The organism is Phycicoccus flavus, from assembly GCF_004025965.2.
GTDB lineage: Bacteria > Actinomycetota > Actinomycetes > Actinomycetales > Dermatophilaceae > Phycicoccus > Phycicoccus flavus.
Window position 1 is genome coordinate 1 of sequence record NZ_SAYU02000042.1, and the last position, 25,774, is coordinate 25,774.

Consider the following 25,774-nt stretch of genomic DNA (forward strand, 5'->3'; position numbering starts at 1 on the left):
CTCTACTCCCCCGGCTGCTGGGGTCACAGCTACCGCGAGATCTCCGGGAGCACCACCCTGTCCAACCACTCCAGCGGCACCGCCATCGACTGCAACGCCCCGGACCACCCGCTCGGCGCGGTCGGCACGTTCAGCTCGGCGCAGGTGTCGGCGATCCGGACCATCCTCACCCGGTGCAACGGCGTCGTGCGCTGGGGAGGGGACTACTCCTCGCGCAAGGACGAGATGCACTTCGAGATCAACGTCGGTCCGGGCGACTCGCGGCTGGCCACCCTGGCGGCGTCGATCGGCGGTGGGGGCGGCACGCCGAACCCCGAGCCCATCCACTGGACGACGGTCCGGCAGGGCGACTCGGGCTTCCGGGTGCGGACCGCGCAGTACCTGCTGCGCCAGCGCGGCTACTCCCTGAGCGCCGACGGGATCTTCGGCTCGGGGACGGACGGCGTCGTGCGCTCGTTCCAGTCCTCCCGCGGGCTCTCCGTCGACGGCATCGTCGGCACGAACACGTGGACCGCGCTCGTGGTGACCGTGCGCAGCGGCTCCTCGGGCGACGCCGTCCGTGGGGTGCAGACGTGCCTGACCGCCAAGGGCTTCTCGACGACCGTCGACGGCGTCTTCGGGTCCGGGACCGACAGCAAGGTGCGCAGCTTCCAGGGCTCGCGCAGCCTCGTCGTCGACGGCATCGTCGGCTCCGACACCTGGCAGGCCCTCGAAGCCTGACCCCCGCCTCACCTTTCTCGCCTGATCCCGGAAGGTTCGGGTTTGCGCACCCACCGAACCCCGGCGAACCCGAAGGTCGCCGTGCGCACCGGAAGGTTCAGGTCCGCGCACCCACCGAACCCCGGCGAACCCCAAGGTCGCCGTGCGCACCGGAAGGTTCAGGTCCGCGCACCCACCGAACCCCGGCGAACCCAAAGGTCGCCGTGCGCACCGGAACGTTCAGGTCCGCGCACCCACCGAACCCCGGCGAACCCGAAGGTCGCCGTGCGCACCGGAAGGTTCGGGTCCGCGCACCCACCGAACCCCGGCGAACCCCAAGGTCGACGTGCGCACCGGAAGGTTCGGGTTCGCGCACCCACCGAACCCCGGCGAACCCGAAGGTTGGGGTGCGCACCGGAAGGTTCGGGTTCGCGCACTCACCGAACTCCGGCGAACCCAAAGGTTCCGGGATCAGGCGAGAAAGTTAGGAGCCCGGGTCAGAGGTACTGGCCGGTGTTGGCGACGGTGCTGATGGACTTGCCGGGCTCGGAGCCCTCCTTGGTCTTGATGAGCGTGCGGATGTAGACGATCCGCTCGCCCTTCTTGCCAGAGATGCGCGCCCAGTCGTCGGGGTTGGTCGTGTTCGGCAGGTCCTCGTTCTCGCGGAACTCGTCGGTGCACGAGCTGAGCAGGTGGTCGACCCGCAGCCCGCGCTGGCCGGTGTCGAGGAGGTCCTTGATGGCCATCTTCTTCGCCCGGTCGACGATGTTCTGGATCATCGCGCCGGAGTTGAAGTCCTTGAAGTACAGGATCTCCTTGTCGCCGCCGGCGTAGGTGACCTCGAGGAAGCGGTTCTCCTCCTCCTCGCTGTACATCCGCAGCACGACGGCGTCGATCATCGCCTGGACGGTGGCGTCGTCGGAGCCGCCGTTCTGCGCGACGTCGTCGGGGTGCAGCGGCAGCCCGACGGTGAGGTACTTGGCGAAGATGTCGCGCGCGGACTCGGCGTCGGGGCGCTCGATCTTGATCTTCACGTCGAGGCGGCCGGGTCGCAGGATGGCGGGGTCGATCATGTCCTCGCGGTTCGAGGCGCCGATGACGATGACGTTCTCCAGCCCCTCGACGCCGTCGATCTCGGCGAGCAGCTGCGGGACGATCGTCGTCTCGACGTCCGAGCTCACCCCGGAGCCGCGGGTGCGGAACAGCGACTCCATCTCGTCGAAGAAGACGACGACCGGGTAGCCCTCGTTCGACTTCTCCCGGGCGCGCTGGAAGATCAGCCGGATGTGCCGCTCGGTCTCGCCGACGTACTTGTTGAGCAGCTCGGGGCCCTTGATGTTGAGGAAGTACGACTTCCCGGGCTCCCGTCCCTCCTTCTCGGCGACCTTGCGCGACAGCGACGCGGCGACCGCCTTGGCGATCATCGTCTTGCCGCAGCCGGGCGGGCCGTAGAGCAGGACGCCCTTCGGCGGCTTCAGCTGGTGGTCGGTGTAGAGGTCGGGGTGCAGGTAGGGCAGCTCGACGGCGTCGCGGATGGCCTCGATCTGTCCGCCGAGCCCGCCGATGTCCTGGTAGCCGATGTCCGGGACCTCCTCGAGCACGAGGTCGGCGACCTCGGCCTTGGGGATCCGCTCGTAGACGAAGCCCGAGCGCGGCTCGAGCAGCAGCGCGTCACCCGCCCGGACGACCTCGTCGGCGAGCGAGGCGGCCACCCGGCAGACCCGCTCCTCGTCGGCCTGGGCGACGACGAGCACCCGGCCGTCCTCGAGCAGCTCCTTGCACAGGACGACCTCTCCGACGGTCTCGTACCCGTGGGCGGCGACGACGTTCATCGCCTCGTTGAGCATGACCTCGCGGCCGGGCGCGAGGTCCGCGGACTCGATCGAGGGGCTGACGGCGACGTGCATCTTGCGGCCGCTGGTGAGGATGTCGGCGGTGCCGTCCTCGAACAGCTCGATGACGGTGCCGTAGGCGGCCGGCGGCTGAGCCAGCCGGTCGACCTCGGACTTCAGCGTGACGATCTGCTCGCGGGCGTCGCGCAGGGTGCGCACGAGGCGCTCGTTCTGGGCGGACAGCGTCGCGATCTGGGAGCGGAGCGAGGCGAGGTCGCGTTCCATCGACCGGATCTGCGCCGGGCTGGCCTCGCCCCGGGCCCGCAGCGCGGCGAGCTCGGCCTCGAGGGAGCGCCGCTCGGCCTCCAGCCGCTCGCGGCTGCCCTGCTGGTCACGGGGCTCGTCGGTGCTCATACCCGACGATAACTCCCCGACCTGGTCAGGGCGCGGAGGTCCCGGATACCGAACGGCGCACCTTGCGCACCTTCTTGTCCGACGGGACCCGCTCGCCGACGCCCTCCGGCGTCCAGTCCTCATCGCCGGCCTCCTCGACCGTGACGTAGCCGCGGCCGGGCCGGCGCTTGCGCAGCGGCGGCGTGACGCCCGGCGCCAGGCGGCGGGTGGTGACGAGGAAGCCGGTGTGCCCGTGCATGCGGTGCTGCGGGCGGACGGCCAGGCCCTCGAGGTGCCAGCCGCGCACGAGGGACTCCCACGCCTGCGGCTCGGTGAAGGTGCCGTGGTCACGCATCGCCTCGGCGACCTTCGACAGCTGGGTGGCCGTCGCGACGTAGCAGATGAGGACACCGCCGGGCGCGAGGGCGTCGGCGACGACGTCGAGGCACTCCCACGGCGCGAGCATGTCGAGGACGACCCGGTCGACGCTGCCGGCGTCGACCGCCTCGGGCAGCGACTCGACGAGGTCGCCGACCGTCACCGTCCACGCCGGGTGGTCGCCGCCGAAGAACTCGCGGGCGTTGCCGCGGGCGATGTCGGCGAAGTCCTCGCGGCGCTCGAAGGACAGCACCCGCCCGGTGTCCCCCACGGCCCGCAGCAGCGACATCGACAGCGCGCCGGACCCGACGCCGGCCTCGACGACGGTGGCGCCGGGGAAGACGTCGGCCATCATGACGATCTGGCCGGAGTCCTTGGGGTAGACGACCGCGGCGCCCCGCGGCATCGACATCACCCAGTCCGACAGCAGCGGTCGCAGGGCGAGGTACTCGACCCCGGCGGTGTTCGTCACCGTCGAGCCGTCCGGCCGGCCGACGAGGTCGTCGTGGGCGAGGTGCCCGCGGTGGGTGTGGAACTGCTTGCCGGCGGCGAGGGTGATGGTGTGGAGGCGACCCTTGGGGTCGGTCAGCTGCACGCGGTCGCCCTCGGCGAAGGGACCCCGGCGGCGGTCGGCTCCGGTGGCGGTCATGCGGGCGAGTCTAGGTGCGCGCCCGGTCCCGCCTCGCCGCGGCGTCGACGGCCTGGGCGGAGGTGACGCCCCACACCTCGCCGCCCCGGGTGAGGACGACGAGGCCGACACCGGACTCGCCCATCGCCCGCAGCACCGGCGCCAGGCCGTCGGCCGGCCCGGCCTCGACGACGTTGCCGTCCGGCAGCCGCCGCACGACCGACGCGATGGGCGTCGAGCCGGGCGGGTCCTCCCCCGGCGACTGGGCGAGGAAGAGGGTGGGGCGGCCCGTGGCGTCGAGACAGACGACGAGGTCCGGGTGGGCCCGGGCCTCGTCCAGCGTCGTGTCGGGCGGGAGCACGACGGCGCGGGCCGCGGTGTCGCCGACCGTCACCCGGTCGACGATGCGCTCGACGGGCGCGCGGCGGATGGCGGCCGTGGCCCCGGTCCACAGCACCCACCCCATGACGAGCACGACGACGACGTCGATGAGGTCGGGACGTCCGCCCCGCACCACCGGCAGGAGGACGAACCACACGACGAGCCCCGCGGCGACGGCCCGCCCGATCCACCCGGCGACGACGAGGCCGAGGTCGCGGCGGCCGGTGACGGCCCAGACGAGCGACTGCAGCGCCGCGCCACCGTCCAGGGGCAGCCCGGGCAGGAGGTTGAAGCCGGCGAGCAGCGCGTTGAGCAGGGCGAAGGACCAGGCGAAGGTCGCGGCGGGCTCGGCCAGCGAGACGTACGCGACGGCGGCCAGCGCGGCGAGGGCCCCGTTGACGGCCGGGCCGGCGAGGGCGACGAGCGCCGTGCGGCCGGGGGTGGCGCCCGTGCCGTCGTAGGCGGTGTGCCCGCCCCAGAGCGTCGCGACGATGCGGTGCACCCGGAAGCCGAGGCCGCGGGCGACGACGGCGTGACCGACCTCGTGCCCGAGCACCGCGAGGAGGATGGCGACGACGAGCCAGGCGGCGTAGGCGACGGCGAACCCGGTGCCGCGCTCGACGCCGGCGCGGTAGCCGGTGAACGCGATGAACGCGCCGAGGATGAGCCAGGTGCGGTCGAGGTAGACCGGCACCCCCGAGACTCCGCCGATGCGCAGCGCACCCGCCGGGGCCTGCGGCGAGGTGGACATGGCAGGACCCTACGTGAGCCGGACGGCATACTGATCCCTTGCCCACCGCCGTCCGTTCCACCGACGCGAGAGGACCCCGACAGTCGTGACCGAGCAGCACCGGCCCGACGCCACCGACGCCCTGAGCACCGCCCTGCGGGAGCGGGTCCTCGTCCTCGACGGCGCGATGGGGACGATGATCCAGGCGCGGCAGCTGACCGAGGAGGACTACCGCGGCGAGCGCTTCGCCGACCACGGCAGCGACCTGCGCGGCAACAACGACCTGCTCTCGCTCACCCGCCCGGACGTCATCCGCGAGATCCACGACGCCTACCTCGAGGCCGGGGCCGACCTCGTCGAGACGAACACCTTCAACGCCCAGCGCATCTCCCTGGCCGACTACGACATGGCCGACCTCGCGTACGAGATGAACGTCGCGGCCGCCTCCCTGGCCCGCGCGGCCTGCGACGCCGCCACCGAGCGCACCCCGGACCGTCCGCGCTGGGTGCTCGGGACGCTCGGACCGACGAACCGCACGGCGTCGATCTCCCCCGACGTCAACGACCCCGCGGCCCGCAACGTCACCTTCGACACGCTCGTCGAGGCCTACCTGGAGCAGGCCCGCGGCCTCGTCGACGGGGGCGCGGACGTCCTGCTCGTCGAGACCGTCTTCGACACCCTCAACGCCAAGGCCGCGGTCTTCGCCCTGGAGACGCTGTTCGAGGAGCACGGGCGCCGCTGGCCGGTGATGATCTCCGGGACGATCACCGACGCCTCGGGGCGCACCCTGTCCGGACAGGTCACCGAGGCCTTCTGGTACTCGGTGCGCCACGCCCGGCCCCTCGCCGTCGGGCTCAACTGCGCGCTCGGCGCGGCCGAGCTGCGGCCCTACGTCGCCGAGCTGGCCCGGCTCGCCGACTGCTTCGTCACCGCGCACCCGAACGCCGGCCTGCCCAACGCCTTCGGCGAGTACGACGAGTCTCCGGACTCGATGGCCGAGGTCGTCGGCGAGTTCGCGTCCGCCGGGCTGGTCAACGTCGTCGGCGGGTGCTGCGGGACGACCCCCGACCACGTGGCCGCCATCGCCAAGGCCGTCGACGCCGGCACCGTCCGCGAGCCCGCCGTCCTGACCCCGGCCCTGCGGCTGTCCGGGCTCGAGCCGCTGGTCGTCGACGAGGACAGCCTCTTCGTCAACATCGGCGAGCGGACGAACATCACCGGCTCGGCCCGCTTCCGCCGGCTCATCCGCGACGAGGACTACGGCACCGCACTGTCGGTCGCGCGCCAGCAGGTCGAGAGCGGCGCCCAGGTCATCGACGTCAACATGGACGAGGGGATGATCGACGGCGTCGCGGCCATGGAGCGCTTCCTCAAGCTCGTCGCCTCCGAGCCCGACATCTGCCGGGTGCCGGTCATGGTCGACTCCAGCAAGTGGGAGGTCATCGAGGCCGGCCTCAAGGTGACCCAGGGCAAGGCGATCATCAACTCCATCTCGATGAAGGAGGGCGTCGAGCCGTTCGTCGAGCACGCCCGCCTGGCCCGCAAGCACGGCGCCGCGGTCGTCGTCATGGCCTTCGACGAGCAGGGGCAGGCCGACACCCTGGCCCGCCGCACGGAGATCTGCGAGCGCGCCTACCGGATCCTCGTCGACGAGGTCGGCATGCCGCCCGAGGACGTGATCTTCGACCCCAACGTCTTCGCCGTCGCCACCGGCATCGAGGAGCACGCCGCCTACGGCACCGACTTCGTCGAGGCCACCCGGTGGATCTCGCAGAACCTGCCGCACGCGAGCGTCTCCGGCGGGGTCTCGAACGTCTCCTTCAGCTTCCGCGGCAACAACGCCGTCCGCGAGGCCATCCACGCGGTGTTCCTCTACCACGCCATCCGCGCCGGCATGGACATGGGCATCGTCAACGCCGGCGCGCTCGTCCCCTACGACACCCTCGACCCGCGGCTGCGCGAGGCCATCGAGGACGTCGTGCTGAACCGGACCGGCGACCCCCAGGCCGCCACCGAGGCGCTGCTGGCGCTGGCCGAGGAGTTCCGCTCCGACGGCGAGCAGGCCGAGGCCCGCACCGACGAGTGGCGCTCGCTCCCGCTGCGCGAGCGGATCACGCACTCGCTCGTCAAGGGCATCGACGACCACGTCGTCGACGACACCGAGGCGCTGCGGGCCGAGATCGAGGAGGCCGGCGGCCGCCCGCTCGAGGTCATCGAGGGCCCGCTCATGGACGGGATGAACGTCGTCGGCGACCTCTTCGGGTCCGGCAAGATGTTCCTGCCGCAGGTGGTGAAGTCGGCGCGGGTCATGAAGAAGGCCGTCGCCCACCTCGTGCCGTACATCGAGGCCGAGAAGGACGAGGCGGCGCGCAGCAGGTCCAAGGGCAAGGTCGTCACCGCGACCGTCAAGGGCGACGTCCACGACATCGGCAAGAACATCGTCGGGGTCGTCCTCCAGTGCAACAACTACGACGTCGTCGACCTCGGCGTCATGGTCCCCATGCAGAAGATCCTCGACACCGCGCGCGAGGAGAAGGCCGACGTCATCGGGCTCTCCGGCCTCATCACCCCGAGCCTGGACGAGATGGTCCGGGTCGCGGCCGAGATGGAGCGTCAGGGATTCACCGTCCCGCTGCTGCTCGGCGGGGCGACGACCTCCAAGGCGCACACGGCGGTCAAGGTCGACGAGCAGTACTCCGGGCCCGTCGTCTGGGTCAAGGACGCCTCGCGCTCGGTCCCCGTCGTCAGCCGGCTGCTCTCGGACACCCAGCGCGACGACTTCGTCGGCGAGGTCTCGGCCGAGTACGCCTCGCTGCGCACGCGGCACGCCGCGAAGTCCGGTGAGCGACCGCTGGTCGACCTGGAGACCGCGCGCGCCAACGCGCCCGCACTCGACTGGACCGGCCACCGGCCGGTGCGCCCCCACCTGCTCGCGCAGCAGGAGGGCGATCGCTGGTCGGCGCCGCAGGGCAGCCGGACCCGCCGGACCCCGCAGTTCACCCGGGTCTGGGAGGACTACCCGGTCGCCGACCTGCGCGAGTACATCGACTGGACGCCGTTCTTCCTCGCCTGGGAGATCCGCGGCCGCTACCCCGACGTGCTCAACAACCCGACCACCTCGGAGCAGGCGCGCTCGCTGTTCGACGACGCCCGCCGGATGCTCGACCGCATCGAGCGCGAGCACTGGCTGGCGCCGCGCGGCGTCGTCGGCATCTTCCCGGCCAGCGCGGTCGGCGACGACCTCGAGGTCTACACGGGCGAGGACCGCGACCAGGTGCGCGCAACCCTGCACGGCCTGCGCCAGCAGGGGCGCCACCGCGAGGGCGTGGCCAACAAGTGCCTGTCGGACTTCGTGGCGCCCAAGGAGACCGGCCTGCGCGACCACGTCGGGGCCTTCTCGGTGACCGCCGGTCTCGGGCTCGAGGAGCACCTGGCCCGGTTCAAGGCCGACCTCGACGACTACTCGGCGATCATGCTCGAGGCCCTGGCGGACCGGCTGGCCGAGGCCTTCGCCGAGCGCCTGCACCAGCGGGTGCGCACCGACCTGTGGGGGTACGCCGGCGACGAGCGGCTGGACAGCGACGCGCTCATCGCCGAGCGCTACCGCGGGATCCGCCCGGCGCCCGGCTACCCGGCCTGCCCGGACCACACCGAGAAGGAGACGCTCATGGAGCTCCTCGGCGGCGAGGAGCGCACCGGGGTCCGCCTCACCGAGTCGATGGCGATGTGGCCGGGGGCGTCGGTCTCCGGCTGGTACTTCGCGCACCCGGAGAGCCAGTACTTCGTCGTCGGGCGGCTCGGCCGGGACCAGGTCGAGGACTACGCCGCCCGCAAGGGCTGGGACCTCGCGACCGCCGAGCGCTGGCTGGGCCCGAACCTCGGCTACACCCCCGACGACTGACCCGGCCCCCCGGCGGGTCGACGGCACCGTGACGGACGGGTGCCGGGGTGGCGGCGTGACCGTGTCGGCGGCCCCGCCTACGGTGTGCGGCATGACCCCCGCCCTGTCGCCGAGCCGTGCCGCGGACTTCAAGCAGTGTCCGCTGCTCTTCCGGTTCCGGACCATCGACAAGCTCGAGGGTCCCCCGTCCCCCGCGGCCGCGCGCGGCACCCTCGTGCACGCCGTGCTCGAGCACCTCTTCGAGCTCCCGGCCGCGCAGCGGACACCCACGGCCGCGGCCGCCCTCCTCGAGCCGCGGTGGCGCGCCCTCGTCGAGGACCGTCCCGAGCTCGCGACGATGGTCGAGGAGGACGACGCCCTCACCGAGGAGACCTGGCTCGCGGGGGCGCGCGGCCTCGTCGAGCAGTGGTTCGGCCTCGAGGACCCCACCCGCCTGGAGCCCGAGGCGCGCGAGCTCTACGTCGAGACCGAGATCGAGGGGCTGACCCTGCGCGGGTACGTCGACCGGCTCGACGTCGCCCCCGACGGCGCGATGCGGGTCGTCGACTACAAGACCGGCCGCTCCCCCGGTGAGGCCTTCGAGGCCAAGGCGCTGTTCCAGATGAAGTTCTACGCCCTCGTGCTGTGGCGGCTGCGTGGCGAGGTCCCGCGGATGCTCCAGCTCGTCTACCTCGGCAACGGCGAGGTCGTCCGCTACGTCCCGGACGAGCGCGACCTGCTGGCCGTCGAGCGCAACGTCCGGGCCATCTGGGACGCCGTCGTCCGCGCCGCCCGCAGCGGCGACTGGCGGCCGCGCACCTCGAAGCTGTGCGGCTGGTGCGACTTCCAGCAGTTCTGCCCCGAGTTCGGCGGCACTCCCCCGCCGCTGCCCGACGGCGCGGGGCTCATCGCCCTCGACCCCGCCCGCTCGGGCGCCGCCTCACCCGACGACGAGTGACCGGGCGAGGTCGCCGAGGCCCTGCGGGGTCATCCCGACCAGGTCGGGGGCCCGGACCGCCCCGTCGATGTCGGGCACCGGCACGACGTGCGGGACCGCGAGCGTCGGCACGCCGGCCGCCACCGCCGAGCGCACGCCGGTGGGGCTGTCCTCGATGGCCACGCAGCGGGCCGGGTCGACCCCGAGCTGCCGGGCGGCCGCGTGGTAGGGCTCGGGGTGCGGCTTGCCGTGCTCGACCTCGTCGCCGGTGACGACGGCCGCGAACGACCCGTCCGGCAGCGCCGCGACGACGGCGTCGGCCAGCGACCGCCACGACATCGTCACGAGGGCGCAGGGCACGCCGGCCTCCCCCAGGGCGGCCAGCAGCTCGCGCGCGCCGGGGCGCCACGGCACGTGCTCGCGCACCTGGGCGACGACGCGGGCCAGCAGCTCGTCGACGATCCGCTCGGGCTCCCAGGTGATCGGCGAGTGCTCGCGGATGAAGCGCGCGGAGACCATGAGGTCGTTGCCGACGAGCTGGTGGGCGAACTCGTCGGACCAGGTCCCGCCGTGCTCCTCGACGATGCGGTGCTCCGCCTCGATCCAGTAGGGCTCGGTGTCGACGAGGGTGCCGTCCATGTCCCAGAGGACCGCAGCGGGGAGGCTCATGGGTCGCCAGCCTAACGAGCCGTACTGTGGTCTCCGTACCGCCCGACAGGAGGATGCCCGTGATCGAGCTCGAGGACATCGGCGAGCTGCGCGACCCCGTGATGATCGCCGCCTTCGAGGGCTGGAACGACGCCGGGGAGGCCGCGAGCGCCGTGGTCGAGCACCTGGCCCAGGTGTGGGACGCCGACGTCGTCGCCGCCCTGGACCCCGAGGACTACTACGACTTCCAGGTCAACCGTCCGCGGGTCGTCGCCGAGGGCGGCAAGCGCCGGATCAGCTGGCGCACCACGCGCGTCCTCGTCTGCCGCAACACCTCGATCGGCCGCGACGCCGTGCTCGTCCAGGGCGTCGAGCCCTCCTTCCGCTGGCGCGCCTTCGCCATCGAGCTCATGGAGCTCGCCGAGGCCGTCGACGTCTCGATGGTCGTCACCCTCGGGGCGCTCATGGCCGACGTCGCGCACTCCCGGCCCATCCCCGTGACGGCGACCTCGGACAGCGAGGACACCCGCCACCGGCACGGCCTGGAGATGAGCTCCTACGAGGGGCCCACCGGCATCGTCGGCGTGCTGTCCGACGCGGCGCAGCAGGTCGGTATCCCGTCGGTGTCGTGCTGGGCCGCGGTGCCGCACTACGCCGGGCACACCCCCTCCCCGAAGGCCACCTCGGCGCTGCTCGGTCGGCTCGAGGAGCTGCTGGACGGCCCGATCGAGCACGGCGACCTCGACGAGGACGCCCGCGCCTGGGAGCGCGGCATCGACGAGCTCGCGGCGTCCGACACCGAGGTCGCCGAGTACGTCGAGAGCCTCGAGGAGGCCCAGGACACCGCGGACCTGCCGGAGGCCAGCGGCGACGCCATCGCCAAGGAGTTCGAGCGCTACCTGCGCCGGCGCGGCAGCGACGACCCGGGGACCGGCCCCGTCGGCGCCTGACGCCCGTCCCCCGGAGGGCCGGAGGCCGGGCGCCCGGCGGTCGGGCGCCGCGGGCGGTCAGCCGCGGACCGGGACGCACACCTCGGTGACCCGGTCCTCGGGCTCGGTCGTGCTCGGGTCGGAGAGGTAGCGGTTGAACACCTTGGCCTCCACCGGGTCCTCCGCGGACGTCGCGGCGGCCGTCAGCCCCTCGGCCTCGAGGTACTCCTGGATGCGGGCGTGGGCCTCGCCGATGAGCTCGTAGGGGCCCTGGACGCGCGCCACGACGACGGCGCGCTCGGGCAGCTCGAGGACCTCCAGCGGCGCCGAGGCCGTGGAGCCCGGGGCCACCGGCAGCCAGATCGACTCGTCGACGTCGCGCTCGACGTACTCGGGGACGTGCTCGATGCAGCCGCCCGGACCTATCGGCTGCAGGCCCTGGGCCCGCAGCTCGGGGACGAGGGCCGCCCACAGCCGGCCCTCGTCGGCGTAGGTGGGCACGGTGCCGCGCAGGGCGACGACGGTGGTGGCGGGGACGGTGGTGCGGGTGACGGTGATGCCGGACATGGTGGCTCCTTCGTGGGAGATCAGCTGGTCGATGAGCGCCAGCCGTCCGCGAGCGGCCGCGGCCTCCTCCTCGAGCGCCGCGCGCTGGGCGTCCAGCGCCTCGGTGTACGCGGGGGTGCCGGTCGCGGCCCGGACGGCGACGATGGCGGACACGGAGAACCCGACGTCGCGCAGCCGGCGCACGTGCAGCGCGTCGGCCACCTGGGCCGGGGCGTAGCCCCGGTACCCGGTGCGGGGGTCCACCGACGCGGGGGTCAGCACGCCGCGCTCGTCGTAGTGACGGAGCATGCGCACGCTGAGCCGGGTCCGGGCGGAGAACTCCCCGATCGACATCAGGTCCTTGGTGTCGTCCATGGCTCCACCGTGGCGTCTCTCATCGTGTGAGGGTCAAGCCCTCATCAGAGCCGGATCCCGAGGACCGCGTCGACGGTGCGGGCGAGCAGCCCCGGGCCGGCCGGGTCCGAGCCATCACCGGCCAGCGTCCGCTCGCACCAGGCGTCGACGGCCGCCAGCGCCCGCGCGGTGTCGAGGTCGTCGGCGACGGCGGCCCGCACCTGGCCGGCGGCCTCGGCGGCCTCCACGCCCTCGTTGACCGAGAACGCCTCGCGCCACCGCTCCAGCCGGGCCTGCGCGTCGGCGAGCAGCGCGTCGGCGTAGTCCCACTCGGTGCGGTAGTGCTGGGCCAGCAGCAGCAGCCGGACCGCCATCGGGTCGACGCCGTCCGCCCGCAGCCGGGAGACCAGGACGAGGTTGCCCTGGGACTTGCTCATCTTGCCGCCGTCGAGGCCCACCATCGCCTGGTGGACGTAGAGGCGGGCGAAGGTCGGGTCGCCCGTGGCCACGGCCGACTGGACGGCGCTCATCTCGTGGTGCGGGAAGACGAGGTCGGTGCCGCCGCCCTGGACGTCGAACGGGTGCCCGAGGTGGGCCAGGGCGATGGCGGTGCACTCGACGTGCCAGCCCGGGCGACCGGCGCCGAGCACGGTGTCCTCCCACGACGGCTCGTCGGCCCGGGCGGCGCGCCAGAGCAGGGGGTCGAAGCGGCCGCGCTTCCCGGGCCGCTCGGGGTCGCCCCCGCGGTCGGCGAAGACCTCGTCCATCTGCTCGGGCGACCAGTGCGAGACCTCGCCGAAGGTCGGCGCCGCCGCGAGGTCGAGGTAGACGTCCTCGCCGCTGCCCTCGCCGTCGGGCACGGGCAGGCGGTACGCGGAACCGGTGTCGAGCAGCCGCCGGACGACCTCGGTGATGGCGTCCATCGACTCCACGACGCCCTCGAAGGCGTCGGGCGGGATGACGGCCAGCGCGGTCATGTCCTCGCGGAACAGGTCGACCTCGGACGTCGCGAGCTCGCGCCAGTCCCGGCCGTCGCGGGCGGCCCGCTCGAGCAGGGGGTCGTCGACGTCGGTGACGTTCTGCACGTACTCGACGCGGTGGCCGCTGTCGCGCAGGGCCCGGACGACGAGGTCGAAGGTGACGTAGGTGGCGGCGTGGCCGAGATGGGTGGCGTCGTACGGGGTGATGCCGCAGACGTAGATGCGGGCGGTCTCGCCGGCGTCGACGGCCCGGACCTCGCCGGTGCTCGTGTCGTGGAGCCGGAGCGGCTCACCGTGACCGGGGACGGCGGGGACGAACGGTGGGGGCCACGACTTCACGGGGGGAGCCTACGGGCAGCCGCCTACAGCGCGGGCCAGGGGATGGCGGGCCACCCGCCGCGGGGCCGGGGGTGGGTGCGCCGGCGCAGCAGCATGGTCACGCGGTGCCGCAGCGCCCCGACCTCGTCGACGGTGAGCAAGGGGGCGAGGTCGTCGGTCAGCCCGTCGGCCAGGGCGGCGTCGAGCCGGTCCAGCCGCTCGAGGTCCGCCTCGGGCAGCTCGTCGCCGGCCCAGCCCCACAGCACGGTGCGCAGCTTGGGCTCGACGGACAGGCTCACCCCGTGGTCGCAGCCGCGCACGACGTCGCCGTCGCGCAGGACGTGGCTCCCCTTGCGGTCGGAGTTGTTGAGCGCGGCGTCCAGGACGGCGACGGTCCGCAGGACCGGCTCCGGGCTGTGCGCGACGACGACCGGCTCGCCGTAGGTCGACTCGCCCTCGAGGACGACGAGCCAGCCGTCGGGCACCTCGGCGGGGTCGAGGACGTCGACGAGCGGGTCGGGCTCGAGGCCGGCGGTGTCCCCCACCCACAGCTGCACCGACCCGCGCCCGAGCGGCCCGGAGCGCAGCACGGTCGGCGGGACGACGCCGAACCCGCCGGCCTCGCTCACGAGGTAGGCGGCGCGCTCGCGCTCGACGAGCGTGCCGTCCGGGTAGTCCCAGAGGCGGCGCTCGGTGGCCTGCGGCTTGTGGATGGCGAGCAGGCCGTCGGCGGGGTCACCGACCTGGCACAGCAGCGCGCCGTTGGAGGACCCGGAGATGCGCCCGAGAGGGGTCAGCTCCCCTCGGGTCAGGACCTCCTCGAGGTCAGCGCCGGTACCCGTTGGCACGGGGGCAGATGTGGCCGGTGGGGTCGAGCGGCTGGCCGCAGAACGGGCAGGCGGGCCGACCGGCGGCGATGACCTTGCCGCAGCGGCGCGCGAAGGCCCGGGCGGACTCGGGCGGGAGGACGACGCGGAGGGTCTGCAGGGTGCCCTCCTCGACCTCCTCCGGGTCCTGGTCGTGGCACTCGATGACGAGGACGAGCCGGTCGGGGTCCCAGGCGAGGCTCAGGGTGTCGACCCGGAACTCGTCCTCGATGGGCACGGTGAGGGGGTCGGTGTCGCCGTCGCCGAGCGGCTCGGTGGCCGTGCCCTCGGCGTGGGCGTCGAGGAGGTCGTTGACCCGGTCGGCGAGGACGCTGACCTGCACCTTCTCCAGGGACACCGAGACGACGCGACCGTCGCCGGTGGCCTGGAGGAAGAACGTGCGGCCGCCCGGCGGGCCCACGGTGCCGGCGACGAAGCGCTCCGGCGGGTCGAAGACGGTGGCTGGCATGTGTCCACCCTAGATCGCGGACGGCGGCGTCCGGCGTCCGGTCAGCCCGCCGCGCCGCCGACCGTGGAGTCCCCGGGCGCGTGGTCCTTGGGCGTCGCGACCAGCGGGGCCAGCTCGCCCTCGGCGGTGTTGCTCGCGAGGAGCACCATGCGGGTGCTCGTCACGTGGACGGCGGTGACGGTCCCGGGGTCGACCCGGACGCGCTGGAGACCGGCCACCCCGGCGCCGACGGCCTCGGCGACGACCGCCTTGATGGGGTCGCCGTGGCTCACCGCCACCCAGACCGCGCTCTTGCCGTGCTCCTCCTCGACCTGCGCGTCCAGGGCCCGGACGCCGCCGACGACCCGCGCGGCCATCTCGCCCAGCGACTCGGCGGCGTACTGCTCCGACGGCGGGAACACCGCGGCGGCGGGGTCGTCCTGGATGGTCCGCCACAGCGGGTCCTTCGCGGCCTCCGAGAGCGGCCGGCCGGTCCACGCGCCGTAGTGGCACTCCCCGATCCGGTCGTCGGTGCTCGCCTCGAGGCCGGGCAGGGCGAGCGCGACGGTCTCGCGGCAGCGCTGCAGCGGGCTGGAGAAGGCCCGGGCCACGTCCAGCGGCGCCAGCCGGGCCGCGACCCGCTCCGCCTGGGTGCGGCCGGTGTCGGTGAGGCCCACGCCCTCGGTCCAGCCCGCGAGCACCCCGGCCGCGTTGGCGCTGGAGTGCCCGTGCCGGATCAACAGGACGATGGCCACGTCGGGACACTCTAGGCGTGCCCGGCTCCGCCGCCGACCGGCGTCGCCCACAATGGCCTGCGTGATCGTCGACCGCGCCATCTACGAGGACGGGCACCGCCGTGACTGCGGCGACCTGTCCGACGAGCTCGCCATGCTCCGGCGCGACGCCGGCAGCGGCGACTTCCTCTGGATCGGGCTCAAGGACCCCACCCAGGAGGAGTTCGACGCCGTCGACACCGAGCTCGGCCTGCACCCGCTGGCCGTCGAGGACGCCGTCGAGTCCGGCGGCGACGGACGGCAGCGGGCCAAGGTCGAGCTCTACGACGACACCGTCTTCGTCGTCCTGAAGCCCCTGCGCTACATCGACCGCACCTCGGACATCGAGACCGGCGAGCTCATGGTCTTCGTCGGCGACCGGTTCGTCGTCACGGTCCGCCGCGGCGAGGTGAGCCCGCTCTCCGGGATCCGGGCGCAGATCGAGTCCGACCCCGAGCGGCTGCGCCTCGGCCCGCTCGCCGTGCTCCACGCCGTCCTGGACCGGGTCGTCGACGCCTACCTCGCGATCGACGACGAGGTCGCGACCGACCTGGACCAGATGGAGCGGACCGTCTTCTCGGACGCGCGCACCGACACCCGCGCCATCTACCGGCTGAAGCGCGAGGTGCTCGAGTTCCGGCGGGCCGTCGTGCCGCTGGACGAGCCGCTGAAGATGCTCTACGCCTCGCCCCGCTCCCCCGTCCCGGAGGGCGAGCTGCGGCTGCTGCTGCGCGACGTCGCCGACCACCTGCACGCGGTCATCGACCACGTCGAGTCCTACGACAGCCTGCTCTCGGGCATCCTCGACGCCCACCTCGCGCAGGTGTCGGTCCAGCAGAACGACGACATGCGCAAGATCTCGGCCTGGGTGGCCATCGCGGCCGTCCCCACGCTCATCGCCGGGATCTTCGGGATGAACTTCACGAACATGCCGGAGCTCAAGCTGACCTACGGCTTCCCGCTGACCCTGCTCGCCATGGCGCTCGTGTGCGGGGGGCTGTTCGCCGCGTTCAAGCGGGCCGGCTGGCTCTGAGGCCGGCCGCCGGTCAGGTCGCGGAGATCCAGCCCGAGGACAGCGCCACGACGAGCACCGCCCCGAGGGCCACGCGGTACCAGACGAACGGGCGCAGCGAGTTCGTCGCGACGAACCGCAGCAGCCACGCGATGGAGGCGTAGGCGACCGCGAAGGCGACGAGGATGCCGACGAGCATCTGCCCCACCCCGAGGGCGCCGAGGTCGTCGCGCGCCTGGAGGAGCTCGAAGAGCCCCGCGGCGGTGAGGGCCGGGATGGCCATGAAGAAGGACAGCTCGGTGGCGGTGACCCGGTTGATGCCGCGCAGGAGGCCGGCCGAGATCGTCGCGCCGGAGCGGGAGACGCCGGGGACGAGGGCGAAGCACTGGACGAGCCCGATGACGAGGCCGTCGACGAGGGTGACCCCGCTCTCGCCCCGCTGGCGGCCCTCGCGCTGGAGCACGTCGTGACGCTGCTCGGCGACCCAGATGACGGCGCTCCAGACGATGAGTCCGATGGCCACGACCCACAGGGTGCGCAGCGGGCCGGAGATGAGGTCGCGGGCGAGGAAGCCGACGACGCCGACCGGGAGCGACCCGACGACGACCGCCCAGGCCAGGCCGTAGTCGCGGTCCTCGCGGGCCGGGGCGGAGGACAGCCCCCGCACCCAGGCGAGGAAGAGCCGGGCGATCTTCTTCGCGAAGAAGATGAAGGTCGCGGCGATGGCGCCGATCTGGATGATCGCCGTGTACGCCGTGACGGCCCGGTCGTCGACCGGCAGCCCGAGCAGGTGCTCGGCGATCGTCAGGTGTCCGGTCGAGGAGATGGGGAGGAACTCGGTGAGTCCCTCGACGATCCCGAGGACGACGGCTTGCAGGTACGAGAGCTCGACGGGCACGCGCAGACTCTAGGGGTGCCCCCTGTGCCGGCGCTGTGGCGGGTCAGCCGCCGACGACCTCGGCCATGAGGCGCAGGGTGGCGAGCCGGTGCTCGGTGCTCGGGGCGTACGGGGCGACGGACAGGGTCGTCACGCCCGCGTCGGCGTAGCGGCCCACCCGCTCGGCGATCCGCTCCGGCGGACCGAGCAGCGCAGTGGCGTCGGCCAGCTCGAACGGGACGGCCGCGGCGGCGTCCCGGGGCCGTCCGGCGAGGTACAGGTCCTGGATCTCGTCGGCCGCCTCCTCGAAGCCCATGGACCGGGCGAGGCGGTTGTAGAAGTTCTGCTCCCGGCTGCCCATGCCGCCGATGTAGAGGGCGGTGTACGGGGCGACCGCGGCCCGGGCGGCGTCGAGGTCGTCGGTGACGACGACCGGCACGCTGGCGACGACGTCGAAGCCGTCCATCGGGTCCTCGGGCGTGCCGCGTCCGGCGGCGGCCCGGGCCTCGCGCACGGTGCCGAGGTGCTCCCCGGAGTGCTCGGGCGAGAGGAAGATCGCGAGCCAGCCGTCGGCGACCTCGCCGGCCAGCGCGAGGTTCTTCGGGCCGACCGCGGCGAGGTAGACCGGCAGGTCGGGCCGTGGCGGGTGGATCGTCAGCCGCAGCGCCTTGCCCGGTCCGTCCGGGAGGGGCAGGGTGAAGTGCCTCCCGTCGTACTCGACCTTCTCGCGGCGCAGGGCGGCCCGGACGATGTCGACGTACTCGCGGGTGCGGCCGAGCGGTGCCGCGAAGGGCACCCCGTGCCAGCCCTCGCTGACCTGGGGCCCCGAGACGCCGAGCCCGAGCAGGAAGCGTCCGCCGGAGAGGGTGTCGAGGGTCGCGGCGGTCATCGCCGTCATCGCCGGGGTGCGGGCCGGGATCTGCATGACGCCGGCGCCGAGGCCGATGCGCTCGGTCTGCGCGGCGAGCCAGGCCAGCACCGTGGGGCTGTCCGAGCCGTACGCCTCGGCGACCCACACCGAGGCGTACCCCAGGCGGTCGGCCTCCTGGACGAGGTCGAGGAGGTCCTCCCCCATGCCCATGCCTGCATACCCACCGGCGAGTCCGAGACGCATGACGGGCAGGCTAGCCGGTGCGCCGGCTCGCCCGCCCCGTCCCGCGGCCCGGGTGGAGGTGTTGCTCCTCACGCGACGTGAGGTCGTAGCGTCCCGCGGCATGGACACCGAGGACATCCGTGGGCTGGGCATCGGCGACGTCGCCGGGAGGACCGGGACGACCGAGCGGACGCTGCGCTACTACGAGGAGCTGGGGCTGCTCGCCCCGCGCCGGGACGCGGGTGGGCGGCGCCGCTACGACGCGGCCGACCTCGACACGCTCTACCGGGTCCGGGTGCAGCGCGAGCTGGGGACGCCCCTGGCCGACGTCGACCCGGCCGCGGGCGACCTGCTGGCCCTCACCACCCGCCACCTCGCCGAGCTCGACGACCGCCTCGCCGCGCTGACCCGGCAGCGGGAGCGGGTCCGCGCCGCGGAGGACCGGCTGCTCGGCGGCGGCGCGCCCACCGCGGAGGAGCTGCTCGGGCTGCTCGTCGGCTTCGCCCCCGAGGACCCGGCCGTCGTGCGGAGCGTGTCGCTGCTCGTCTACCGGGACGTCGCGGCCGCCCACCACTGGCTGGTCGAGACCTTCGGCCTCGGCGCCGGTCCCCTCCACCGTGGCGACGACGGTGTGGCGCACCTCGGGGTCCTGCGGGCCGGCGACCACGAGGTGTGGCTGCACTCGGAGTACCCGGCAGGGCGGCTGGCGTCGCCGGTGACCACGGACGGCACGACGACCGCCTCGCTCGCCGTCCACGTCGACGACGTGGACGCCCACCACGCCCGGGCGGCCGCCGCCGGCGCGGGGGTCGACTACCCGCCGGTCGACCAGCCCTACGGCTACCGCGAGTACGGCGCCCGTGACCTCGAGGGCCACCTGTGGTCCTTCCAGCACCCCCTGCGGGAGGGCGCCGCCGGCTGAGAGCGCCTGCGCCGGAGGGCGAGCCGGGCGGGATAGGGTCGCGCCCATGCAGACCCGCCGGCTCGGGGCCACCGGGCTCACCGTGTCGCGGCTCGCGCTGGGGACGATGGCGTGGGGCACCCGGACCTCCGCCGAGGACGCCCGGGACCTGCTCACGACCTTCCGCGCCGCGGGCGGCACCCTGGTCGACACCGCGCACGGCTACGCGGGCGGCGCGTCCGAGGAGATCCTCGGCGAGCTGCTGGCCGGCCCGGACCGCGACGAGGTCGTCCTCGTCACCAAGGCCGGGATCAGCCGCGCCACCGGCGAGCGGGTCGTCGACTGCTCGCGGGGGACGATGCTGCGCCAGCTCGACGCCTCCCTGGAGCGGCTGCGCACCGGCCACGTCGACGTCTGGCTCGCGCACACCTGGGACGAGGACACCCCGCTGGAGGAGACGGTTTCGGCGCTCGAGCACGCCTGGCGCACCGGCCGGGCCCGCTACGTCGGGGTGTCCAACCACGTCGGCTGGCAGGCGGCCCGCACGATGTCGCTGCTCGCCGAGGCCGGGGTGCCGCTGGCGGCCAACTCCGTCGAGTACAGCCTCGTCGAGCGCCGCCCGGAGCGCGAGCTCGTCGCCGCGGCCCGGGCCCTGGGCTTCGGACTCCTGCCGTGGTCGCCGGTCGGCCGCGGGGTGCTCTCCGGGCGCTACCGGACGGGGGTGCCCGCGGACTCGCGGCTGGCGTCGAGCGAGTTCGCCCGCTTCACCGGCCGGCACGCCGGAGACCACACCGCCGGGGTCGTCGAGGCCGTGCGCACCGCCGCCGACGGCCTCGGGGTCCCGCCCGCCGTCGTCGCGCTCACCTGGGTCCGGGACCGCCCCGGTGTCGTCGCGCCCGTCGTCGGCCCCCGCACGCCCGGGCAGCTGGCCGCGCTGCTGACCTCCGAGGACGTCGAGCTGCCGCCCCAGATCGTCGACGCGCTCGACGAGGTGTCGGTCGACCACGCCTGAGCCGGACGGGGCCGGCCGCGGAGGTCACTCCTCGTCGTCGGTCCGGCGCGCGGAGTCCTCGTCGTCGTACTCGATGTCCTCGTCGTCGTCGAGCCCGGCGTAGGCCCGCGTGGGGTCGCCGTCCTCGTCCTCGTGGGCGTCCACGTCGTCCTCGTCGGCGCCGTAGATGTCCAGCGGGGTCATCTCCCCGAAGGCGTCGTAGAGGGCGGAGTCGTACTCCTCGAAGGCGTCGGCCAGGTCCTCGTAGGCGGCGACGACGGCCGGGTCGTCCTCCCCGCGGCGGGTGCTGCTGGCCTCGAGGTGCCGCTCGAAGGCGGACACGAGCTGCACCAGAGCGGCGCGCGGATCGGTGGTCATGTCTCGAACGCTACCGGTCCTGGCGCAGAATGTGGCCGTGGCCGACTACGAGTACCTCGTCCTGAGCTTCGGGCGCGAGACGGACCGCGGGACGATCCGTCGCGCCCTCACCGACCACGCCGAGTACGGGCACTGGGAGCTCGCGCGCACCCGCACGTACATGGGCGGTCTCACCCGCACCTGGCTGCGGCGACGCATCATCCGCGCCCGCCGGGCGTCGGTGCCCTCGGGGCGCTGAGACCGCGCGCTCAGCAGGACTCGAGGAGCCGGCCGAGCACCCGGACGCCGAACTGCAACGAGTCGGTGGGCACCCGCTCGTCGATGCCGTGGAACATCGGCGCGAAGTCCAGGTCGGCCGGCAGCCGCAGCGGGGCGAACCCGTAGCCGGTGATCCCGAGCAGGGACAGCGCCTTGTTGTCCGTGCCGCCGGACAGGCAGTACGGCAGCACCTCGGCGTCGGGGTCCTCCGCACGCAGCGCGTCGACCATCCGCTCGACGAGGTCGCCCTCGAACGGCGCGTCGAGCGAGATGTCGCGGTGCAGCACCTCGACGTCGACGTGCTCGCCGGCGAGCTCGCGGATCGTGGCCAGCAGGTCGTCCTCGTGGCCGGGCAGGAACCGGCAGTCGACGTTCGCCGACGCCTGCTGCGGGATGACGTTGTGCTTGTAGCCGGCGTCGAGCATGGTGACGTTGCTCGTGTCCTGCAGGGTGCCGCGGACGAACCCCTGGGCGCCGCCGAGGTGCTCGAGCAGCTCGTCGAGGTCCTCGTCGGACCAGCCGGTGCCGGTGAGCTCGGACAGCCCGTCGAGCAGGGTCCGTACGGCGGGGATGTACTCGCGCGGCCACTTGTGCGCCGCGATCCGGGCGATGGCCTCGGCGAGGCGGACGATGGCGTTCTCGTCGTTGGGCACCGACCCGTGCCCGGCGCGCCCGTTGGCGGTGAGGCGCAGCCAGGCGATGCCCTTCTCGGCGGTCTGGAGCAGGTAGGTGCGCCGCTCCCGGCCGCCGGCGTCGGTGACCGTGACGCTGTAGCCGCCGACCTCGCTGATGGCCTCGGTGACACCGTCGAAGACGTCCGGGTGGTGCTCGACCATGAAGTGCGAGCCCTGGACGCCGCCGGCCTCCTCGTCGGCGAAGAACACGACGAGCAGGTCGCGGGGCGGCACGACGCCGCGGCGGGCGATGTCGCGCACGCAGGCGAGCATCATCGCGTCCATGTCCTTCATGTCGACCGCGCCGCGCCCCCAGACGCAGCCGTCCCGCTCCTCCCCGGCGAACGGGTCGACCGACCAGTCGTCGGCGTTGGCGGGGACGACGTCGAGGTGGCCGTGCACGCACAGCGCCCCACGCTCGCGGTCGGCACCGGGGATGCGGACGGCGACGGTGACGCGGCCGGGCTCGGACTCGTAGGTCTGCGGCTCGAGGCCGACCTCGCGCAGCTGGTCGACGACGTAGGCGGCGGCCTCCGCCTCCCCCGGGCCGCTGCCGTCGCCGTAGTTCGTCGTGTCGATCCGGATCAGCTGCTGGCAGATCCGGACGACCTCGTCCTCGGGGCGCATGGTCTCGGTCATGCGGTCCACCCTAGGTGGCGCGCCCGACCGCGGGCGATTTCGGCTCCCCACCGCCGAGCGTGTATCGTTCCGGGTCGGCGGACGGCCTCCCCGGGCCGCCCCCGCACCACTCGTCCGGGTGGCGGAATTGGCAGACGCGCTAGCTTGAGGTGCTAGTGCCCGTATAGGGCATGGGGGTTCAAGTCCCCCCTCGGACACCACGCACGACGAAGGCCCCGACCGGTGCGGTCGGGGCCTTCGTCGTTCCCGGGACAGCGGCCGCGGCAGTGCCGACGATCGGCGGCCGTGGGGAGATCCGTGGCACGCAGGTCGCTGCTGGGCGGGGTGGCGGCGGCGGCCTGCCCGCTCGGCGGGCACGCGCGGAACGGGGACACCCCCGACGCGCTCGCGGACGACGACGGCCGGGCCGTCGGCGGGCGCCTCGCCGCCACCACCTCCACCGGCGACGTGGACGCCGACGAGGCCACGTTCCTCCAGGGGGCCGCCGCCGCGTGAGCCCTCAGCCGACGTAGGAGTCGACGGCGTTCGAGAGGTCCTGGACGAGGGGGCTCAGCCGGTCGGCGGCGTCGGCGGGGACCGTCCCGTCCTGCACCGCCTCCTGGTAGTCCTGGACGAGCGAGTCGCGCGCCTCGGTGAGCGCCTCGGTGTCGTCCTCGCGCAGGGCCTTGTCGACGTCCCTGAGCGGGTCCTGGACGACCTTCGCCGCGTCCTTGTCCAGCACCTTCTCCTGCTGCAGCGCCTTGGCCTCCTCGTCCAGGGCCGTCGCGGCGTCCTGGACCGGGGCGGGGTCCGCGGCCGTCTCCGAGGGGGTCGGGGTCGGGGTGGGCGTGGGGGTCGGCGTCGGGGTGGGGGTAGGGGTCGACGACGGTGCCTCGGTCGTCGGGGCCGGGGTGCTCGACGCCGCCGTCGTCGGCGGGGTCGAGGCGGCGTCACCGGACGTGGCGTCGCCGCCGTAGAGGTTCCAGAGCAGGACCGCGAGGGCGATCAGCGCGACGACGACGAGCGCCCAGAGGGCGGCGGCCGAGCCGTTGCGGCGGCGCGGGGGCCGCGCCGGGACCGTCGTGGGGCGGGTCGACGGCGGAGGCGGAGGCGGGGGTCCGAGGCGCTGCGTCGCGCCGGTCCGGGGCAGCACCGACGTCGCCGCCGCCGCGGCCGCTCCGGCGCCCACCCCGGGCGCCCGGCGCTGCTCGAGGGCCGTGACGACGGCGGCACCGTCCGCCGGGCGGGCGTCGGGGTCCTTGTCGAGCAGCCGGTCGACGAGCTCGGCGAGCCACGGCGGGGTGTCCGGGCGCAGGTCGCGCACGTCGGGGACGGGGTCGCTGGCGTGCTGCATCATCGTCGCCACCGGAGTGGCGCCGCGGAACGGGGGACGCCCGGTGAGCAGCGCGAACAGCACGCAGCCGAGCGCGTACAGGTCGGCCCGCCCGTCGACCCGGCCGCCGGTGGCCTGCTCGGGCGCGAGGTACTCGGCGGTGCCCATGACGGTGTGCGTCGCCGTGAGGTGCTGCTCCCCCGTCGCCTCGCCGAGCTGGGTGATGCCGAAGTCCAGCACGCGCACCCGGCCGTCGGCGGCCTGCACGAGGTTGCCGGGCTTGATGTCGCGGTGGACGAGCCCGCGGCGGTGCGCGGCGTCCAGCGCCGAGGCGACCTGCCGGCCGACCTCGACGACGTCCTCGACCGGCAGCGGACCGGAGGCGAGCCGGTCGGCGAGGCTCGGCCCGGGCAGCAGCTCCATGACGAGGTAGGCGGTGTCGTCCTCGACACCGGTGTCGTGGACGGTGACGACGTTCGGGTGGCTCATGCTCGCCGTGACCTTGGCCTCACGCTCGAAGCGGGCCGCGCCGGACTCGTCGGGGACCCGACGCAGGTCGATCATCTTCACGGCGACCTGGCGGCCGAGGACGGTGTCGGTGGCCCGCCAGACCTCGCCCATGCCGCCCCGGCCGATGGGGGCGTCGAGGACGTAGCGGCCCGCGAGGCGGCGCTGGTCGTCGGTGCTCACCCGCGCCAGCCTAGTGACGCGCGGCGTCCCGTCCGAAACCGCGCGGCCCGGCTCGCTAGCCTGGGCGGGTGCTCGAGACCGTGACCGCCGTGCGGTACGTGAGCCCGCTCCGTGAGGGCGGGTCGCTGCCGGGGCTCGTCGAGGCCGACGACCTCGGCACCTACGTCGTGAAGTTCACCGGCGCCGGCCAGGGCCGCAAGGTCCTCGTCGCCGAGGTGCTCGTCAGCGGCATCGCGCAGGCCCTCGACATCCCGACGCCCCGGCTCGCCGTCGTCGACCTGCCGTCCGCCATCGCCCGCTACGAGGCCGACGAGGAGGTCCAGGACCTGCTGACGGCGAGCCCCGGGCACAACCTCGGGGTCGACTTCCTGCCCGGCGCCTTCGGCTACGACGGCTCGCGCCCGCCGACGGCGCAGGACGCGGGCGCCGTCCGGTGGCTCGACGCCTACACCGCGAACGTCGACCGCACCTGGGCCAACCCGAACCTCCTCGTCTGGCACGGCCGGACGTGGGCCATCGACCACGGGGCCGCCCTGTGGTTCCACCACGGCTGGCCGAGCCGGCCGCCCGACGTCGCCCGCTTCGTCGCCCAGCCGTTCGACGCCTCGGGGCACGTCCTCTCCCCCGTCGCCGAGCCCCTCGCGCAGACCCACGAGCGGCTGGCCGCCCGCCTCGACCCCGACGTGCTGCGCGACGTCGTCGCCGAGGTCCCGCAGGAGTGGCTCGAGACCACCGGCAGCCTCCCCGACCACGACGCCGTCCGGGCCGCGTACCTCGAGCACCTCGTGCAGCGGCTCGAGCGACCGGACGCCTGGCTCGGAGGTGCCGCGTGAGCCACCCCTACCAGTACGTCGTGCTGCGCTTCGTGCCGCGGGTCGACCGCGGCGAGTGCCTCAACGTCGGCGTGGTCCTGCACTCGCAGTCGGCCGGCGTCCTCACCTGCTCCTGGCACCTCGACGAGCCGCGGATCCTCGCCGTCGCCCCCGACGCCGACCTCGAGGGGCTGCGCGGCGCGCTCGACGCCGTCGCCGGCATGTGCCAGGCCGCCCCCGACCCCGCCGGCGACGCCCTGACGACCCAGGGCAAGCGCTTCGGCTGGCTGAGCGCCCCACGCTCGACCGTCCTCCAGCCGGGCCCGGTGCACGGCGGCTCCTCCCCCGACCCCGGAGCCGAGATCGGGCGCCTCCTCGACACCCTCGTCCGCTAAGCCCTCGCAAGGTCCCACCGGG

Annotated in this window: 25 protein-coding genes and 1 tRNA gene; 12 read left to right on the forward strand and 14 right to left on the reverse strand. The window is 73.9% G+C overall.

Translation table 11 applies throughout. The features are described from left to right. Nucleotides 1-720: peptidoglycan-binding protein (locus EPD83_RS12830; RefSeq protein WP_165566672.1), on the forward strand; the 720-nt coding region annotated here is incomplete at its 5' end. Nucleotides 721-1,196: 476 nt separating this feature from the next. On the opposite strand, the gene arc is transcribed toward EPD83_RS12830, so the two are convergent. The 3 genes from arc to EPD83_RS12845 form a co-directional block, all read right to left on the reverse strand. Continuing rightward, nucleotides 1,197-2,816 carry a proteasome ATPase gene (gene arc / locus EPD83_RS12835; RefSeq protein ID WP_235950577.1) on the reverse strand — a complete coding sequence of 540 codons (1,620 nt, stop codon included), beginning with the start codon at nt 2,814-2,816 and terminating at the stop codon, nt 1,197-1,199. Between the two features lie 154 nt (nt 2,817-2,970). Then, nucleotides 2,971-3,951, reverse strand: a complete 981-nt coding sequence (locus EPD83_RS12840; RefSeq protein WP_128367894.1) for a tRNA (adenine-N1)-methyltransferase — start codon at nt 3,949-3,951, stop codon at nt 2,971-2,973. A 10-nt stretch (nt 3,952-3,961) separates the two neighbouring features. After that, complete coding sequence (locus EPD83_RS12845; protein WP_165566673.1) at nt 3,962-5,062, reverse strand: site-2 protease family protein; 1,101 nt, start codon at nt 5,060-5,062, stop codon at nt 3,962-3,964. 85 nt (nt 5,063-5,147) lie between these two features. Between EPD83_RS12845 and metH the strand changes: the two genes are divergently transcribed. Beyond that, the gene (metH, locus tag EPD83_RS12850) at nt 5,148-8,942 is read left to right on the forward strand and encodes a methionine synthase (protein WP_128366150.1); all 3,795 of its coding nucleotides are present in this window, start codon (nt 5,148-5,150) and stop codon (nt 8,940-8,942) included. Between the two features lie 91 nt (nt 8,943-9,033). Beyond that, nucleotides 9,034-9,879, forward strand: coding sequence for a RecB family exonuclease (locus EPD83_RS12855; RefSeq protein ID WP_128366151.1), 846 nt, complete (start codon nt 9,034-9,036; stop codon nt 9,877-9,879). Here the strand turns inward: EPD83_RS12855 and EPD83_RS12860 are convergent. After that, a complete protein-coding gene (locus EPD83_RS12860; RefSeq protein ID WP_128366152.1) occupies nt 9,862-10,527 on the reverse strand; it encodes an HAD family hydrolase in 666 nt (221 codons plus the stop codon). The two genes, EPD83_RS12855 and EPD83_RS12860, sit on opposite strands and share 18 nt — an antisense overlap. Before the next feature lie 59 nt (nt 10,528-10,586). On the opposite strand from EPD83_RS12860, the gene EPD83_RS12865 reads away from it, so the two are divergent. Beyond that, a complete protein-coding gene (locus EPD83_RS12865) occupies nt 10,587-11,456 on the forward strand; it encodes a PAC2 family protein (protein WP_128366153.1) in 870 nt (289 codons plus the stop codon). 57 nt (nt 11,457-11,513) lie between these two features. Here the strand turns inward: EPD83_RS12865 and EPD83_RS12870 are convergent, their stop codons facing one another. From EPD83_RS12870 to EPD83_RS12890, 5 genes are read right to left on the reverse strand one after another with little or no spacing between them, the layout of a single operon-like run. Further along, nucleotides 11,514-12,356: a MerR family transcriptional regulator gene (locus EPD83_RS12870; protein WP_128366154.1), complete on the reverse strand. Its 843-nt coding sequence runs from the start codon at nt 12,354-12,356 to the stop codon at nt 11,514-11,516. Between the two features lie 44 nt (nt 12,357-12,400). Then, complete coding sequence (gene mshC / locus EPD83_RS12875) at nt 12,401-13,654, reverse strand: cysteine--1-D-myo-inosityl 2-amino-2-deoxy-alpha-D-glucopyranoside ligase (RefSeq protein ID WP_128366155.1); 1,254 nt, start codon at nt 13,652-13,654, stop codon at nt 12,401-12,403. A 23-nt stretch (nt 13,655-13,677) separates the two neighbouring features. Continuing rightward, on the reverse strand, nt 13,678-14,481 hold the full coding sequence (locus tag EPD83_RS12880; RefSeq protein WP_128366156.1) for an SCO1664 family protein: 804 nt from the start codon (nt 14,479-14,481) through the stop codon (nt 13,678-13,680). Then, complete coding sequence (locus EPD83_RS12885; protein ID WP_165566674.1) at nt 14,459-14,968, reverse strand: DUF3090 domain-containing protein; 510 nt, start codon at nt 14,966-14,968, stop codon at nt 14,459-14,461. Before EPD83_RS12885 ends, EPD83_RS12880 begins: the two co-directional genes overlap by 23 nt. A 41-nt stretch (nt 14,969-15,009) precedes the next feature. After that, nucleotides 15,010-15,702 (reverse strand): MSMEG_4193 family putative phosphomutase, encoded by a 693-nt coding sequence (locus EPD83_RS12890; protein WP_128368463.1) that lies wholly within the window; start codon nt 15,700-15,702, stop codon nt 15,010-15,012. A 52-nt stretch (nt 15,703-15,754) separates the two neighbouring features. On the opposite strand from EPD83_RS12890, the gene EPD83_RS12895 reads away from it, so the two are divergent. Further along, the gene (locus EPD83_RS12895) at nt 15,755-16,753 is read left to right on the forward strand and encodes a magnesium and cobalt transport protein CorA (RefSeq protein ID WP_407676029.1); all 999 of its coding nucleotides are present in this window, start codon (nt 15,755-15,757) and stop codon (nt 16,751-16,753) included. A 13-nt stretch (nt 16,754-16,766) separates the two neighbouring features. On the opposite strand, the gene EPD83_RS12900 is transcribed toward EPD83_RS12895, so the two are convergent. Together EPD83_RS12900 and EPD83_RS12905 are read right to left on the reverse strand one after the other, a co-directional pair. Continuing rightward, nucleotides 16,767-17,630: an undecaprenyl-diphosphate phosphatase gene (locus tag EPD83_RS12900; RefSeq protein ID WP_165566676.1), complete on the reverse strand. Its 864-nt coding sequence runs from the start codon at nt 17,628-17,630 to the stop codon at nt 16,767-16,769. 43 nt (nt 17,631-17,673) lie between these two features. Further along, on the reverse strand, nt 17,674-18,723 hold the full coding sequence (locus tag EPD83_RS12905; RefSeq protein WP_165566677.1) for an LLM class F420-dependent oxidoreductase: 1,050 nt from the start codon (nt 18,721-18,723) through the stop codon (nt 17,674-17,676). A gap of 100 nt (nt 18,724-18,823) precedes the next feature. On the opposite strand from EPD83_RS12905, the gene EPD83_RS20390 reads away from it, so the two are divergent. Together EPD83_RS20390 and EPD83_RS12920 are read left to right on the forward strand one after the other, a co-directional pair. After that, entirely contained in the window at nt 18,824-19,624 is an 801-nt protein-coding gene (locus tag EPD83_RS20390) for a MerR family transcriptional regulator (RefSeq protein WP_205859523.1), read from the forward strand. Nucleotides 19,625-19,670: 46 nt separating this feature from the next. Then, the gene (locus EPD83_RS12920) at nt 19,671-20,615 is read left to right on the forward strand and encodes an aldo/keto reductase (RefSeq protein ID WP_128367472.1); all 945 of its coding nucleotides are present in this window, start codon (nt 19,671-19,673) and stop codon (nt 20,613-20,615) included. A 24-nt stretch (nt 20,616-20,639) separates the two neighbouring features. Here the strand turns inward: EPD83_RS12920 and EPD83_RS12925 are convergent, their stop codons facing one another. Beyond that, nucleotides 20,640-20,972, reverse strand: coding sequence for a primosomal protein (locus EPD83_RS12925; RefSeq protein WP_128367471.1), 333 nt, complete (start codon nt 20,970-20,972; stop codon nt 20,640-20,642). 37 nt (nt 20,973-21,009) lie between these two features. Between EPD83_RS12925 and EPD83_RS12930 the strand changes: the two genes are divergently transcribed. After that, on the forward strand, nt 21,010-21,210 hold the full coding sequence (locus EPD83_RS12930; RefSeq protein ID WP_235950576.1) for a DUF5703 family protein: 201 nt from the start codon (nt 21,010-21,012) through the stop codon (nt 21,208-21,210). A gap of 10 nt (nt 21,211-21,220) precedes the next feature. Here the strand turns inward: EPD83_RS12930 and EPD83_RS12935 are convergent, their stop codons facing one another. Continuing rightward, complete coding sequence (locus EPD83_RS12935; protein ID WP_128367469.1) at nt 21,221-22,543, reverse strand: M20/M25/M40 family metallo-hydrolase; 1,323 nt, start codon at nt 22,541-22,543, stop codon at nt 21,221-21,223. A 112-nt stretch (nt 22,544-22,655) separates the two neighbouring features. Here EPD83_RS12935 and EPD83_RS12940 point away from each other — a divergent pair. Continuing rightward, nucleotides 22,656-22,743: transfer RNA gene (locus tag EPD83_RS12940), tRNA-Leu, on the forward strand. 97 nt (nt 22,744-22,840) lie between these two features. Continuing rightward, entirely contained in the window at nt 22,841-23,038 is a 198-nt protein-coding gene (locus EPD83_RS12945) for a hypothetical protein (RefSeq protein ID WP_128367468.1), read from the forward strand. A 4-nt stretch (nt 23,039-23,042) separates the two neighbouring features. On the opposite strand, the gene EPD83_RS12950 is transcribed toward EPD83_RS12945, so the two are convergent. Then, nucleotides 23,043-24,545 carry a serine/threonine-protein kinase gene (locus EPD83_RS12950; protein WP_165566678.1) on the reverse strand — a complete coding sequence of 501 codons (1,503 nt, stop codon included), beginning with the start codon at nt 24,543-24,545 and terminating at the stop codon, nt 23,043-23,045. A 68-nt stretch (nt 24,546-24,613) separates the two neighbouring features. Between EPD83_RS12950 and EPD83_RS12955 the strand changes: the two genes are divergently transcribed. Both EPD83_RS12955 and EPD83_RS12960 read left to right on the forward strand, forming a co-directional pair. Next, nucleotides 24,614-25,378, forward strand: coding sequence for a HipA family kinase (locus EPD83_RS12955; RefSeq protein WP_128368563.1), 765 nt, complete (start codon nt 24,614-24,616; stop codon nt 25,376-25,378). Next, nucleotides 25,375-25,752, forward strand: coding sequence for a DUF3037 domain-containing protein (locus EPD83_RS12960; protein ID WP_128368245.1), 378 nt, complete (start codon nt 25,375-25,377; stop codon nt 25,750-25,752). The genes EPD83_RS12955 and EPD83_RS12960 overlap by 4 nt, the downstream gene beginning before the upstream one ends. The last annotated feature ends 22 nt before the right edge of the window (nt 25,753-25,774 follow it).